This window comes from Streptomyces spiralis (assembly GCF_014654675.1).
Classification (GTDB): domain Bacteria; phylum Actinomycetota; class Actinomycetes; order Streptomycetales; family Streptomycetaceae; genus Streptomyces; species Streptomyces spiralis.
The window spans coordinates 143220-157917 of the sequence record NZ_BNBC01000003.1 but is presented as its reverse complement, the minus strand read 5'-3'; the positions used below and the strand labels follow the sequence as shown (position 1 = coordinate 157917).

The 14698-nt window shown below is 70.6% G+C and carries 12 protein-coding genes and 2 pseudogenes; 11 read left to right on the top strand and 3 right to left on the bottom strand.

Annotated features, from left to right (window positions below):
- Positions 1 to 140 precede the first annotated feature (140 nt).
- From IE318_RS05000 to IE318_RS04955, 10 genes and pseudogenes are all read left to right on the top strand, one after another.
- Positions 141 to 728: pseudogene (locus IE318_RS05000) on the top strand (family 43 glycosylhydrolase); the annotation flags it as partial.
- Positions 729 to 913: 185 nt separating this feature from the next.
- Entirely contained in the window at positions 914 to 1834 is a 921-nt protein-coding gene (locus tag IE318_RS04995) for an alpha/beta hydrolase (protein WP_051844338.1), read from the top strand.
- A 93-nt stretch (positions 1835 to 1927) separates the two neighbouring features.
- Positions 1928 to 2731, top strand: a complete 804-nt coding sequence (locus IE318_RS04990) for an IclR family transcriptional regulator (protein ID WP_189896790.1) — start codon at positions 1928 to 1930, stop codon at positions 2729 to 2731.
- Positions 2732 to 2915: 184 nt separating this feature from the next.
- Complete coding sequence (locus tag IE318_RS04985) at positions 2916 to 3566, top strand: ABC transporter permease (protein ID WP_030174773.1); 651 nt, start codon at positions 2916 to 2918, stop codon at positions 3564 to 3566.
- A pseudogene (locus IE318_RS04980) lies at positions 3556 to 4437 on the top strand (ABC transporter ATP-binding protein); the annotation flags it as partial. The gene IE318_RS04985 and the pseudogene IE318_RS04980, both read left to right, overlap by 11 nt.
- 119 nt (positions 4438 to 4556) lie before the next feature.
- On the top strand, positions 4557 to 5315 hold the full coding sequence (locus tag IE318_RS04975) for an ABC transporter permease (RefSeq protein ID WP_189896786.1): 759 nt from the start codon (positions 4557 to 4559) through the stop codon (positions 5313 to 5315).
- 54 nt (positions 5316 to 5369) lie between these two features.
- Positions 5370 to 6320, top strand: coding sequence for a glycine betaine ABC transporter substrate-binding protein (locus tag IE318_RS04970; RefSeq protein ID WP_189896784.1), 951 nt, complete (start codon positions 5370 to 5372; stop codon positions 6318 to 6320).
- Between the two features lie 29 nt (positions 6321 to 6349).
- Entirely contained in the window at positions 6350 to 7171 is an 822-nt protein-coding gene (locus IE318_RS04965; RefSeq protein ID WP_189896782.1) for a carbon-nitrogen hydrolase family protein, read from the top strand.
- On the top strand, positions 7164 to 7997 hold the full coding sequence (locus IE318_RS04960; protein ID WP_189896780.1) for a DUF6282 family protein: 834 nt from the start codon (positions 7164 to 7166) through the stop codon (positions 7995 to 7997). The genes IE318_RS04965 and IE318_RS04960 overlap by 8 nt, the downstream gene beginning before the upstream one ends.
- Before the next feature lie 150 nt (positions 7998 to 8147).
- Positions 8148 to 11006 (top strand): FAD-binding and (Fe-S)-binding domain-containing protein, encoded by a 2859-nt coding sequence (locus IE318_RS04955; RefSeq protein ID WP_189896778.1) that lies wholly within the window; start codon positions 8148 to 8150, stop codon positions 11004 to 11006.
- 28 nt (positions 11007 to 11034) lie between these two features.
- On the opposite strand, the gene IE318_RS04950 is transcribed toward IE318_RS04955, so the two are convergent.
- The 3 genes from IE318_RS04950 to IE318_RS04940 all read right to left on the bottom strand — a co-directional run bounded on the left by IE318_RS04950 (position 11035) and on the right by IE318_RS04940 (position 13465).
- Positions 11035 to 11460 carry a pyridoxamine 5'-phosphate oxidase family protein gene (locus IE318_RS04950; protein WP_189896776.1) on the bottom strand — a complete coding sequence of 142 codons (426 nt, stop codon included), beginning with the start codon at positions 11458 to 11460 and terminating at the stop codon, positions 11035 to 11037.
- Positions 11461 to 11568: 108 nt separating this feature from the next.
- Entirely contained in the window at positions 11569 to 12465 is an 897-nt protein-coding gene (gene murQ, locus IE318_RS04945) for an N-acetylmuramic acid 6-phosphate etherase (RefSeq protein WP_189896774.1), read from the bottom strand.
- A gap of 52 nt (positions 12466 to 12517) precedes the next feature.
- The gene (locus tag IE318_RS04940; RefSeq protein ID WP_030174745.1) at positions 12518 to 13465 is read right to left on the bottom strand and encodes a MurR/RpiR family transcriptional regulator; all 948 of its coding nucleotides are present in this window, start codon (positions 13463 to 13465) and stop codon (positions 12518 to 12520) included.
- Positions 13466 to 13690: 225 nt separating this feature from the next.
- On the opposite strand from IE318_RS04940, the gene IE318_RS04935 reads away from it, so the two are divergent.
- Positions 13691 to 14692 (top strand): N-acetylglucosamine kinase, encoded by a 1002-nt coding sequence (locus IE318_RS04935; protein WP_189896771.1) that lies wholly within the window; start codon positions 13691 to 13693, stop codon positions 14690 to 14692.
- Positions 14693 to 14698 lie beyond the last annotated feature (6 nt).

Sequence of the window (14698 nt, the reverse complement as noted above, 5' to 3'; positions counted from 1 at the left end):
ACCGCTTGCTTCGAGGGGCGGCGGCGCGCGTGCCGTACCGAGTAGAAAGGGCTTACACGGGCATTGACGGGTCATGGACGCGCCTCTAGCGTCTGACCGGTTGAGCGAACCCTGTTCGAAATCCCGACAATCCGAAGGTCAAGGACGCACTGGGCAAGCCCCTGGTCGCCAAGGGCGGGAGCCTGAGCGGCCAGATGATCGACCCGGCCGTCTTCACGGACGACGACGGGCAGTCCTACCTCTACTGGGGCAACGGGCATGCCTACGTCGTCCCGCTCAACGCGGACATGACGTCGTACGACCCGGCCGAGGTCAAGGACATCACCACGGACAACTTCCGCGAGGGTTCCTTCGTGATCAAGCGCAAGGGCACGTACTACTTCATGTGGTCCGAGGACGACACCCGCAGCGAGAACTACCACGTCGCCTACGCGACCGGGCCGACTCCACTGGGACCGTGGACCAAGCGAGGCACGATCCTGTCCAAGCGCCCGGACCACGGAATCCTCGGCACCGGCCACCACTCGGTGGTGAACGTCCCCGGCACCGACGACTGGTACATCGCCTACCACCGGTTCGCCCTGAACGGCCCCGGCAGGGCCGGTGGGGACGGCACCCATCGCGAGACGACGATCGACCGTATGCGCTTCGCCGCGGACGGCACCATCGAGCCGGTGGTGCCGACCCTGCAGTCGGTCGGGCCCGTCCGGGCCGCGCGATCCGACTGACGGAGCACGCCGGGCCGGACGGCGCCACGTCCGGCCCGGCACCCCCGACCGCTGCACCAAGGACGTGCGTCCCTGAAGTCTCGGCAGCGGCCGGAAGTTGCAGAAAACGCACTGCGTGATTGCGCTCATTGCATCGTGCGCCGATGGTGAACCCGTCGGACGCACCAAGCGCAAGGAGCACTGCGGTGATCGAGAAGGAAACGACTTTCTACAGCGAGGGCTGCCGCCTCAAGGCCACCGTCTACTACCCCGACGACCTGTCGGACGGCGGACAGCACCCGGCCCTGGTGATCAACTCCGGCTACCAGGGGTTCAACGAGTTCTACCCGAAGATGTTCGCCGGACGGATGACCGAGCGCGGGTTCGTGTGCCTGGGCTTCGACTACCGGGGCATGGCGGACAGCGAGGGCGAGAAGGGCCGGGTCCTGATCGAGGAGCAGGCCCAGGACGTGCGCAACGCCGTGACGTTCATCCGCGCGCAGGAGGACATCGACCCCCGCCGTGTCGGCCTCGTCGGCTGGGGCATGGGGGCCGCGAACGTCGTCCTCGCCGCCGAGAAGGGCGGGGACGTCGCCGGCGTGGCCGCCCTGAACGGCTTCTACGACGGGGAGCGCTGGCTCAAGTCCATCCACACCTACGACGAGTTTCGGAAGATCGTCGGCGAGGTGGAGGAGGACCGAGTGCACCGAGTCCTCCAGGGCGAGTCCAAGCTCGCGGACACGTTCGCCCACTATCCGCTGGACCCGGCGACCGACGACTACGTCCAGAAGGAGCTGGCGCAGGTCTACGGCTTCGGGCACCCGACGCGGCTGCAGTTCACCGAGTCCATCCTGGACCTGAAGGTGGAGAGCGTGGTCGCGAACCTCTCGCCGACCCCGCTGTTCATCGCGCACGGCGAGCGCAACACGCTGCACCCCTACGACGAGGCTCTGTCCCTGTACGCGTCCGCCGCTTCCCCCAAGACCCTCTACACGGTCGACGGGCGGCACAACGACTTCATGTACAGCGACCACCCGGAGTTCCTGCTCCTGTGCGACCGCCTGAAGGAGTTCTTCGAGGAGGCCTTCGGGGCCGGCGCCGCTCCCGCCCGGAGCATCTCGGCCTGACCGGGACCGCGGCAGCGGGCGCCCTACCGCCGTGTGATGCAGAACATGCAACCGGGCGTTGCGTGTTTCACAACCTGTTTCTAAGGTGCCGGGATGGTTCTGGAGCAGAAGCGTGTTCCCGCGGCGCAGAGCGGCGCTTCGCGGGTGATGGCGATACTGGACGCACTCTCCTCGGCCGATCCTGTCGCGTTCCCGGACGGACTGAGCGTGGCGGACGTGGCCAGGGCGCTGGGGCGCGAGAAGTCCGTGGTGTCCAGGCAGCTGAGGAGCCTGCTCGAGGCGGGGCTGATCGCCAGGCGCCCATCGGGCCGGTACGAGCTGAGCTGGCGGCTCTTCGCGCTCGCGGTGCGCGCGGGAGACCAGCGGCTGACCAAACTCGCGGCCCCTTTGCTGCTCAGGCTGTCCGAGACCGTACGGGAGCGCAGCTACCTGACCGTGCTCAGCGACGGCGAGGTGCTCACCGTCCACTCGGAGAGCTCCCGGCGCTCGATCGAGGCCGTGAACTGGGTGGGCCGGACGGTGCCGGTGAACAGGAGTTCCAGCGGCATGGCCCTGCTGCTGGACCACGACGACGAGCACATCCTCGCCATGGTCCAGCGTGAGGAGGACGGGGTCTCACCCCGCGAAGCCCGCCAGTTCCTCGCCCGGGTGCAGGAGGCCCGCAAGCGGGGATACACGGTGGCGAATCGGATCTTCGACCCGGAACTGCTGGGTATCGGGGTGCCGGTGCGGGGCTTCTCCGGCCGGATCGACGCCGCGGTGAACATCTCCGGTCCGGCGTTCCGGATCGAGCCGCACATCAAGGCATTCGCCGGGCACCTGCTGGCGACGGTGCAGGCCCTGCAGGCCTCCCTCTGCTCCGACGTGCGCACCGGCGCCGACCCGAGCGACCCCTGAACGACCGCCGGCACCCCCGGCACCCCATCCCTTCGAGGACGACCACCGACACCCATCGATCAGAGCCCAGGACGACAACCATGGAACATCCAGTCCAACCCCTCACCGAGTCCGGCGCCACCGGCCCGCGCCGGCCGCTTCCCGGCGCGGCTGCGAGCCGTGGCCGAGGAGGGCCGGCCGGCCGATGAAACTCGTCGCCTACATGACCGACAACGCCGACCTGCTGTTGTTCCTGACGGAGCAGCACATCGAACTCGTGCTGGTCAGCGTCGGGATCTCCGCCGTCATCGGGATCGGGCTCGCCCTCCTCACCCAGTCCGCCCCGCGCCTGCGTCACGCGCTGCTGTCCCTGACGGGAACCCTGCTGACCATCCCCTCCTTCGCCCTGTTCGCGCTCATGATTCCTCTCCTGGGGCTCGGCGTGGCACCGACGATCGTGGCTCTCGCCGTCTATGGCATCTTCCCGATCCTGCGCAACACGGTCACCGGCATCGAGGGAGTCGACCCCGCCGTCATCGAGGCCGCGCGCGGCCTAGGCATGGGCGCGGGACGCAGGATGCGCACCGTCGTCCTGCCCCTGGCCTGGCCCGTCATCCTCAACGGGATCCGGACGGCCACGATCATGCTGGTCGCCACGGCAGCCATCGGAGCCGTCGTGCACGGTCCCGGCCTCGGCCAGGAGATCTTCCGGGGGCTCGAGCGCATCGGGGGAGCGAACGCCCTGGAGGAAGCCCTCTCGGGAGTGATCGGAGTGGTGCTCGTCGCTCTGATCCTCGACCTGTTGTTCATCGGGATTGCCAAGATCACTGCTCTGCGAGGACTGAATGTCAGATAGGCCCGCCCCGAGCCCGGACGCCATGATCTTCCTGGACGGCGTCTCCAAACAGTACCCAGGCCAGGCGAAGGCAGCCGTCTCGGAGCTGTCGATGGAGATCGGGCGAGGAGAGTTCGTCGTCCTGGTCGGCCCGTCCGGATGCGGCAAGACCACCACCCTGCGGATGATCAACCGCCTGGTCGAGCCGACCCGGGGACGGATCTTCATCGACGGCAAGGACGTCACCCACGCCGACGTGGACAGCCTGCGACGCGGCATCGGCTACGTCATCCAGCAGATCGGCCTGCTGCCCCACCTCACCATCGCGGACAACGTCGCTCTCGTGCCCAAGATGCTCGGGACGAAGAAGTCCGAACGCCACCAGCGGGCGGAGGAACTGCTGGAGTTGGTCGGGCTCGATCCGGCCGTCTACGCCGGCCGGTACCCCAAGCAGCTCTCCGGCGGCCAGCAGCAGCGGGTCGGCGTGGCCCGGGCCCTCGCCGCGGACCCCCCGGTGATGCTGATGGACGAACCGTTCGGCGCCGTCGACCCCATCGTGCGGGAGAAGCTCCAGACGGAGTTCCTGCAACTCCAGACCCGCATACGCAAGACGATCGTGATGGTCACTCATGACATCGACGAAGCGCTGCGGCTGGGCGACCGCATCGCCGTCTTCGGCCCCGGCTCCCGCCTGGCGCAGTTCGACACGCCGCTGGAGATCCTGAGCAATCCCGCCGACGACTTCGTCCGCGACTTCGTCGGATCCGGCGCCCCGGTGCGCAGGCTGTCCCTCCTCAAGGTCTCGGACGTCGTCGAGTCGTCCTCGGCGGACATGCCCGGCACGGCGAACGTCATTCCGGTCGACGCCACCGAGACCGTCCACAGGGCTCTCGAACTCGTGCTGGCGTCCAGGGCGGAAGGCATCAGGGTCGGCGTGGCCGGGGGCGGCAGCCGCTACCTCGACCTCCAGACCCTGCTCATCGCCGCCGCACAGCCGACGAAGGTGCTCTCATGAGCACCGCGGCGGTCGAGGAAGTTCCCGCACCCGGCACGCGCCGCTCCACGGCATGGGTGCTGCCGCTGGTCGTGCTCGTCCTGCTGGGCGCCGTCTGGGCCTACGTCCACTCTCTCCACATGGACTCCATCGAGGCCCGCAGCCTGGCACCCGACGTCGTCCTGACCGCGCTCTGGGAGCATGTGCAGCTCGTCGTCGCATCGACGCTCCTGACCATCGCCATCGGCGTCCCCCTGGGAGTGCTCCTGACCAGGCCCCGTACCAAGAGGGCCGGCGCGATCGTGCTCGCGGCGGCCAACGCCAGCCAGGCGGTGCCGTCCATCGGCGTCCTGGTCGTGCTGGCCATGATCTTCGGCGTCGGCTTCTGGATGGCGGTGGTCGCCCTGGTGCTGTACGCCCTCCTTCCCGTGCTGCGCAACACCATGGTCGGGATCCGTCAGGTCGACCCCGCACTGATCGACGCGGGACGCGGCATCGGGATGAGCGCCACCGAGGTGCTCCGCACCATCGAACTGCCCCTGGCGGTACCGGTGATGCTCGCAGGCATCCGCGTGGCGCTGATCCTGAACGTCGGCGTGGCCACCCTCGCCGCCTTCACCAACGCCGGAGGCCTCGGCTCCGTCATCTCCTCCGGCATCGCCCTCGACCGGATGCCGGTGCTCATCGTCGGCAGCGCTCTCACGATGGCCCTGGCCCTGGCCGTCGACTGGCTGGCCGGCCTCGCCGAGCGCGTTCTGCGCCCGCGCGGCATCTGAGACCGCGCCCGCTCCCGGACCAACCCCCGTCCCTCACCGTAGGAGGTGTTTCGCATGCGCAAGGTCATGTCCGCGGCCGTAGCCCTGCTCTGCGCCACGCTGAGCAGCGGCTGCGCTCTCACCAGCAGCCCCCCGGGCCAAGGCGGCGGCCCCGCCGAGGACGGCCCCCTCAAGGGGGTCACCCTGAATGTCGCTTCCAAGAACTTCACCGAGCAACTGCTGTTGTGCGAGATCACCGCCCAGCGGCTCGAGTCACAGGGCGCGAAGGTCAAGCGCACGTGCGGCATGAGCGGAACCAACGCCGTCCGCGCCGCGCTGACCAGCGGCGCGGTGGACATGTACTGGGAGTACACCGGCTCCGGCTGGCTGGCCCTGCAGCAGAAGGAGACCGTCACCGACCCACAGGCCCTGTACCGCAAGCTCAGTGCCATGGACAAGACCAGGAACGATGTGGTGTGGCTGCCGCCCGCGGCGGCGAACAACACCTATGCCGTCGCGGCGAAGACGGAAACCGCGAAGAAGCTCCACGTCTCCACCCTCTCCGACTACGCCCGGCTCGCCACGGCACAGCCGGGGAGCGCCGGCTTCTGCGGCGCCTCGGAGTTCTTCGGCCGCGACGACGGGTGGCCCGGGCTGCAGAAGACCTACGGTTTCCGACTCCCCAAGGGCAAAGTGGCAGAGCTCGCGGAGGGGCCGATCTACAACGCCGTCGCCAAGAGCAACCCCTGTGACTTCGGCGAGGTCTTCGCCACCGACGGCAGGATCTCCGCCCTCGGGCTGACCCTCCTGAAGGACGACAAGAGGTATTTCCCGCCCTACAACCTCTCCCTCAACGTGCGAGGTACCGTCCTGCACAAGAACCCGCAGATATCGACGGTGATGGCTCCGGTGAACAAGCTGCTCACCACCTCCCAGCTGCAGAAGCTCAACGCACGGATCGACGTCGACGGCAAGACCCCCGAGGAGGTCGCAGGCCAGTGGCTCAGCGACAACAACCTGAAGTGACGAGCGGCCGCGAGTCCCGGACACTTCGTGTGGGGCTGCTGCAGACGGCGCCCGTCTTCGGTGCGGTGGAGGACAACCTCGCCCACATCGCCGACCTGCACGGCAGCCTCGGCCCGGTCGACCTCGCCCTCACCCCGGAACTGTCCGTCAACGGCTACGGATTCACCGCCCACAGCGACACGGACCTGTTCACGAGCGACGACCCCCGGCTGGCCGAACTCACCTCGCAAGGAGTCGCGGTGGGCTTCGCCGAGAGGAGCGCCTCGGGCCTGCCCTGGAACAGCTACCTCCTGTCCGATCCCGCGACAGGGACCCGGCACCTGCAGCGCAAGCTCCACCCCGTCTCCTACGCGCCGTGGAACGAGCACCTGACGTTCCAGCCCGGCACCGAACTGCCGACCGCCGACATCGGCACCGCCACCATCGCCACCGCCATCTGCAACGACATGTGGCACCCCGTCATCCCCTGGCTGGCCGCCCACAGCGGAGCCGAGGTCCTGGTCGTTCCCGTGGCCAGCATGGAGGGCGCCGACCCCGCGAGAATCCGCCGCACCTGGGAGGTGATCCTGGAACACGCCGCCGTGCTGCTGCAGTGCTACGTCGTCTTCGTCAACCGCTGCGGCACGGACGAGGGAAACCGGTTCTGGGGTGGCTCACGCGTTCTGGGCCCCCACGGCAGCGTCCTCACTCGCCTCGGAGACCAGCCAGGGGCCGCCGTGGCCGAGCTCGACCTGACGGCCCTGCGGCGGCTGCGCGGCGACGTCCCCCTGCTCACGGAATCCCGGACCGACGTTCTGGCCGGTGCGTTCGGGGCCGGCCACATCCTGGAACGGGAGCACACGCGTGTTTGACGTCCACGTCCATGCCGCCCCCGACGTGCTGGCACGCATCGGCTACGACGACCAGATCGGCGAGAGCTACGCCGCGGCGGGCTACAGCGGCTTCGTCCTGAAGGCCCACCACGAATCCACCGTGGGCCGGGCCAGCGCCCTCAGCCGCTCCTCGGGGCTGGAGGTCGTCGGGGGAGTGGCCCTCAACCGTGCGGTGGGCGGCATCAACCCGGCGGCCGTCCTCTCGGCCCTGTCCACGGGCGGCCGGGTCGTGTGGTTTCCCACAGCGGACGCCCACACACAGGAGAGCGCGCACCTGCCGCGGCTGGGAGACCTGGACGAGCGACTGGACCGCTCCGTGCTGGCCGTCCCCCCGGTCCTGCCCGCGGACGACGAAGCCGTGAAGAACATCGGCCTCGTCCTGGACCTGATCGCCGAGCACGACGCCGTGCTGTGCACCGGGCATCTCAGCGGCGCGGAGTGCAGGTGGCTGCTGGAACAGGCCCTCGACCGGGGCATCGGCAGATTCCTGCTCACGCACCCCTCCTACACCGTCCCCGACATGGCAGTGCCGGAGATCGCCGAACTCGCCGACAGAGGCGCCCATGTCGAGATCACCGCTTACCAACTCCTCCACCAGCCGGGGATGACGGCCTCCAGGCTGGCCGCCGTCGCGCGGGCAGCGGGGCCACGACTGGTCCTTGCCTCCGACGCGGGACAGCCCGACAGCCCGCAGCCCCCCATGGCCCTGAACCAGCTCATCGACACCCTCGCCGGCCAGGGACTGGACCCTGGACTGCTTCGGGACGCCGCCGGCGACACGCCCAGGAGGCTCGTTCTCCCCTGACGGCGACGACCGGCAACGGCCGATCCGAAGAAGCCGATTCGCCCCGGGTCCCGGCCGCAAGCTCGCGCGGCCACGACTCCGCCGCGAAAGGGTCCCCACCGGCACCAGCACATCGAGGCGCAGGAACAGCAGGAGAGAACAGCAGGAGAAATGGCCGCAACCGCGACAGACGCAACAGACAGTCCCCAGGCCGGCGCCGAGGCGTTCCTCGACGACCTCCGCGCGCGCCTCGGCGGCCTCGTCGACGACTCGTCCCTGACCACAGCGCTCTATTCGACCGACGCCTCGAACTACCGGGTCGTCCCGCTGGCGGTGCTCACGCCCAGCGCGAAGGAGGACGTGGTCACCGCCGTCCGGATCGCCCGCGCGCACGGCGTTCCGGTCACCGTCCGGGGTGGAGGCACCTCCTGCGCCGGCAACGCCGTGGGTCCCGGCCTCGTCATCGACTTCTCCCGCTTCATGAACCGCGTCGTCTCCATCGACCCCGAGTCCTCCACGGCCGTGGTGGAGCCCGGGGTCGTCCTGAGCGCGCTCCAGGACGCGGCCCTGCCCTTCGGACTGCGGTTCGGCCCCGATCCGTCCACCGCCACCCGCTGCACCATCGGCGGAATGATCGGCAACAACGCCTGCGGCCCGCACGGCCTCTCCTACGGGCGCACGGCCGACAACGTGATCTCCATGACCTGGCTGACCGGCCGCGGCGAGGTCATCACCGCCGGCTCGGGAGCCGGCGCACTCACAGCGGTTCCCGGGCTGGACGCCTTCGTCTCGGAGAACCTGGCCGTGCTGCGCACCGAGTTCGGACGCTTCGGACGCCAGATCTCCGGCTACTCCCTCGAGCACCTGCTCCCGGAGAACGGACGGAACCTCGCAGCCGCCCTCACCGGCACCGAAGGCAGCTGCGGAATCCTCCTGGAAGCCACCGTCAGGCTCGTCCCCCGAGCGTCGGCGCCGGCTCTGGCCGTCCTCGGCTACAGCGACATGGCCGCCGCCGCGGACGACGTGCCACACCTGCTCCCCTGCGAGCCACTCGCGCTGGAGGGCCTGGACGCACAGCTCGTCGACGTCGTCCGCCGGGCGCACGGCGGCGCCGGTGTCCCGGCGCTGCCCGCGGGCGGGGGATGGTTGATGGCCGAGGTCGGCGGCGCGACCTCACAGGAGGCGGTCGAGGCAGCGCACAAGCTCGTCGCCGCATCCAGCTCGACCGACGCCGTGGTCCTGCCCACAGGCCCCGAGGCGACCAGGCTCTGGCAGATCCGCGCCGACGGCGCCGGCCTCGCCGGACGCACCGCCGACGACAAGCAGGCCTGGCCGGGCTGGGAGGACTCCGCCGTACCCCCGGAGAGACTCGGAGACTACCTGCGCGGGCTCGAGGCCCTCATGGCCGAGGAAGGGGTGTCCGGACTGGCCTACGGCCACTTCGGCGACGGGTGCGTGCACGTCCGCATCGACTTCCCGCTCGAGAGCGGGGGCGCGCTCATGCGCAGGTTCCTGCAGCGCGCGGCGGCCCTGGCCGCCGAGCACGGCGGTTCCCTGTCCGGTGAGCACGGGGACGGGCGGGCCCGCTCCGAGCTGCTGCCCGCCATGTACAGCCCGGAAGCCCTGCGAGCGATGGAGGCGTTCAAGGCGCTCCTGGATCCCGAGGACCTGATGAACCCCGGAGTCGTCGTCCGGCCGGCGCCGCTGGACGCGGACCTGCGCCGTCCGCAGGCGCTTGAGCTCCGTGCCGGCGACGGCTTCGCCTTCGCGCACGACGGCGGGAACATCACCGAGTCCGTCCACCGATGCGTCGGGGTGGGGAAGTGCCGGGCCGATCTTCGCGGGCAGGGCGGCTTCATGTGTCCCTCGTACACCGCCACACGGAACGAGAAGGACTCCACCCGAGGCCGTGCGCGGACGCTTCAGGAGATGCTCAACGGCGGAGTCGTCAAGGAGGGCTGGAGCTCTCCCGAGGTGCACGAGGCTCTTGACCTGTGCCTGAGCTGCAAGGCCTGCGCGAGCGACTGCCCCACCGGCATCGACATGGCCATGTTCAAGTCGGAGGCGCTCCACCAGACCTACAAGGGTCGCTTGCGTCCGCTCAGCCACTACACGCTCGGCCGGCTTCCGCAGTGGCTCAGGCTCGCCGCGCCACTGGCGCCGCTCGTCAACCTCGCCGGCCGTGTCCCGGTGCTGCGCAAAGCCATGATGGCGATGATGGGCGCGGACACCCGCCGGTCGCTGCCGCCGCTGCCCAGGACGCCGTTCCGCCGGCGGAAGCCGGCGAGGACCGGCGGCGCCGACCCGGGCGCGCCCAAGGTGCTGCTCTGGGTCGACTCCTTCTCGGACGCCATGGCTCCGGACATCCCACGGGACGCCCTCGAAGTCCTCTTCGCCGCCGGGTGCGACGTCGAGATCGCCCGTCCTGGGGCCTGCTGCGGACTGACCCTGGTCTCCACCGGCCAGCTCACCGCCGCCAAAGCCACACTCCGAAAGACGGTCGACCTCCTGCTTCCCCATGTCAGGGACGGAAGGACGGTCGTCGGCCTCGAGCCGAGCTGCACCGCCACGCTCCGCTCGGACCTGCTCGAGCTCCTGCCCGACGACCCCCGTGCCGCGGAGCTGTCCCGGTCGGTCAGGACGATCGCCGAGTTCCTCACCTCCATCGACTGGACACCGCCCCGGACGGCACGGAAACTCCTCGTCCAGCCGCACTGCCACCACTACTCAGTCATGGGGTACGGACCGGATCAGGCGCTCCTGGAGGCGATGGGCTGCGACGTCGAGATCTCCGCGGGATGCTGCGGCCTCGCCGGGAACTTCGGCATGGAGAAGGGCCACTACGAGCTCTCCGAGAAGATCGCGCGGGACGGCATCCTGGCCCGGGCGTCCGCCGGGCCGGACCGGCAGATCCTCGCCGACGGCTTCTCCTGCCGCACCCAGGTGAGCGATCTCGCCGGACTGGACAGCCGCCACCTCGTGCAGATCATCGCCGAGGCCCTCCGGCAAGGAGCGGATGCGGCACGGTGATCCACACGTCATGAAGAGGGGGCGTCCGTCATACCGAGCCCAGGTCGGACGACACCCAGTGTTCGGGCCGCATGTGGATGACGACCTGCTCGCCATGGTTCTTCCACGCGAAGTCCACGTAGGCGTCGACCTTCTCGGCCGGGAGATAGCGGGACGAGATCTCCCGCAGCCGCTCGATGGTCGCGGGTGTCGTGTCGATGACGGGCCCCTCGACGGAGACGTACCGGATCGTGGGTTCGAGCCGGTCGACCATCAGGGAGAACCGGCCCGCGCCCTGGATCAGCTGGTTCTTCCGGGAGTCCAGCCCCGTCATGATCCATACGGTGCCGTCCCGCTCGCACTGGTACCAGATCGGCACCGTCAGCGGGCCCCTGCCCGCGCCGGCATCGACCGCCAACGCGGCGATGTGCGGTTCGGCAAGGAAATTCTCGCGCTCTTCGCGGCTCAGGGGCATGCCGATTCCTTCCGTGTTCGGAGCGGACGTACGTCTTCGTCATCCGTGCCCCGTCTCGGCGCCTTCCGCACCGGATCCCGGCCGCGAACACCTCTTGGACCGGCCCGCTCAGGGGTGGCCGATGGCCGTCCGTGTGTCGCCGTGGGCCGCCTCCAGGCGCCGGGCGGCTTCGGCGGCCGTGCACTGGGCGAGGAGCATGACGACGGCGGTCTTGGCGTGGCCGCCGGCCGCGCGCAGGGCCTCGGCGGCGGTCTCCGGGTCGGCGCCCGTGGCCTGCACGACCATGCGGCGGGCCCGGTCGACGAGCTTGTCGTTGCTGGCCCGGACGTCGACCATGAGGTTGCCGTAGACCTTGCCGACACGCACCATCGAGGCGGTGGAGAGCATGTTGCAGACCATCTTCTCGGCGGTGCCGCCCTTGAGGCGCGTCGATCCGGTGAGGACCTCGGGGCCGGTGGGGACCTCGATCGGGATGTCGGCGTAACGGCTGATCAGCGCGTCGCGGTTGCAGGCGACCGACACGGTCGCGGCGCCCCTGGCGGCGGCGTGCCTCAGGCCGCCGACGACGTACGGCGTACGGCCGCTGGCGGCGAGCCCGACGACCGTGTCCCGCTCGTCGACGCCGATCTCGTCCAGGTCCGCGACCGCCCGCTCGGGCTCGTCCTCCGCCCCCTCGACCGCCGTGACGAAGGCGCTCGGGCCGCCGGAGAGCAGGCCCACCACCTGGTCGGGGGAGGTGCCGAAGGTCGGCGGGCACTCGACGGCGTCCAGCAGGCCTATGCGGCCGCTGGTGCCGGCACCGAGGTAGATCAGCCGTCCGCCGCGCCGCAGCGACTCGGTGATGGCCTCGACGGCGGCACCGATCTCCGGGAGGGCGTCGCGCACCGCCAGGGCGACGGTCTGGTCCTCGGCGTTCATGACCGAGAGCAGTTCGGAGACCGGCATGCGGTCGAGTTCGGCGGTCCGTTCGTTGCGGGTTTCGGTGCCGAGTGTGCTGAGGTCCACGGAAGCGGTCGTCCTTTCGGGGTGGTGCTCAGGGGTGTCGCCGGCCGGCGGGTCAGTCGCCGGCCGGGGCGCGGCGCTGCGACTGCGGGCGCCTGCGGCGGTACACGGCCCTGTACGTCTTCTCCAGCGCCGCGGTCGTGGCGTCGAAGGAGCGTTGGGCGACGCCGACGAACAGGCAGTCGATGACGGCGAGCTGGGCGATGCGGCTGACGGTCGCGCCGGAGCGGAAGGGGGTCTCCCGGGCGCACGTCGTCAGCACGAGGTCCGCACTCTCCGCGAGGCTGGAGCGCGGCACGTTGGTGAGGGCGATGGTGGTGGCGCCGCGTTCGGCGGCGGCCTGGAGCGGTTCGACGGTGTCCTCGGTCTCCCCGGAGTGGGAGATGGCCAGGGCGACGTCGCCCGGCCCGAGGAGAGCGGTGGCGGTGAGGGCGGCGTGCCGGTCGGTCCAGACGAACGCCATGCGGCCGATGCGGTGCAGCTTCTGGTGCAGGTCCTGGCCGACGAACGCGCTGGCGCCGACGCCGAAGATGTCGATCCGCCGGGCCGCCGCCACGGCGTCGACCGCGCCCCGCAGCACCTCGACGTCCAGCTCCTCCCCGGAGTCCTCCAGAGCGCGTACCTCGTTGTAGATGATCTTGCTGACGATCTCGCTGAGCGTGTCCGTGGCGCTTATGTCGGTGCTCGGCGCGGGGCGTTCCCCGCCGAGGGCGCTCTCGCGGGCCGCGGCCGCGGCCAGGGTGAGGCGCAGCTGTGGGTAGTTGCCGATCCCTATGGTCCGGCAGAAGCGCATCACGGTGGCCACGGAGGTGGCGGCACGCTCGGCGAGCGCGCTGATGGACAGTTCCGACGCCTGTGCCGGATCGGTCAGGACGGCCTCGGCCACCCGGCGTTCCGAAGGGGGCAGGGACGGCAGTGCCGCGTGGATGCGCGCCAGGGTCGCGGCGGGGGAGGTGTCCTGCGCCGACTGGGCTGGTGCACGGGGTGGTTCCTGGCGGGCCATCGGCGGTTCCCTTCACAGTGGCTGGGCGACACGTTAACCATGCGCCGGACGCCACGTCAAAAAGTTACGTACCGAATTGCATGAAGTTACTTATTGACATCCCGATGTTGGCCTTCCGATACTCGCTGGACCGCATCCGCGCCGGTCACCGGCCTCGGGCGTCAGCCGGCCGTCCGGTGACCGCGTCGGACGCGGCGGATCCCCGAAGACACGAAGGCGTGGCGCATGACAGCAGCAGTGGCGGTGGACCTGGGCAAGACCGGCTGCCGTGCCGTGCTGTGGCACGACGGCACCGGCCCCGCCCGCGACATCCACGACGTACCCGGAGCCCCCGGGCTCGCCGCCGACAACGGAGTGGCGATGGCCCGGGACGCCGTGCGCGCCGCCGTCCTGCCGCTCCTGGAAGGGCAGCCACAGCTCCGGCTCGCGGCGCTCTGCGTGGGCGCGGCGGGGGCGGCCTCCGCACCGGAGGCGGCCCGCGAACTGGCCGGCCTGCTCCTGCACGACCTGCCCGCGGACGAGGTGGCCGTCACCAGCGACGCCGTCACCGCCCACGCGGGCGCCCTCGGCGGCCGCACCGGTGTCGTGCTCGCGATCGGCACCGGCTCGGTCGCCGTCGGCATCGGCGACCACGGGTCCTACGCCCGCGTCGACGGCTGGGGCCCCTGGCTCGGTGACGAGGGCAGCGGTGCCTGGATCGGCGCCGCCGGACTGCGGGCCGCACTCCGCGCCCACGACGGACGCGGACCGGACACGGCGCTGCTGGCCGCCGCCGTGGAGCGCTTCGGCGATCCCGACCGGCTGCCCTCGGCCGTCGGCCGGGACGGCAATCCGGCCCGTACCGCGGCCTCCTTCGCCCCGGACGTGGCCCGCGCGGCCGCCGCGGGTGACGCCGCCGCGGCCGCGATCATCCAGGACGCCGCCACCGCGCTCGGCGAGGCGGTGGTCGCCGCCGCCCGCCGCATCGGCGGCGACGCTCTCCCCGTCACCATCACGGGCGGGCTCACCGGCCTCGGCGAACCGCTCCTCGATCCGCTGCGCTCGGCACTCGCCGCCTCCCCGCGCCCCCTCCACCTGCGGCCCCCGCTCGGGGACCCGTTGGACGGCGCACGCCTGCTGGCTCTGAACACGTCGGCACCCCACGAACCACACGTCGTCCGCCTGCGACGGACGACGACCCCGTCCCCTGTCCCCACCCGGCCGGCGAACCCGTCGGCCATTGCTTAGGAGTGA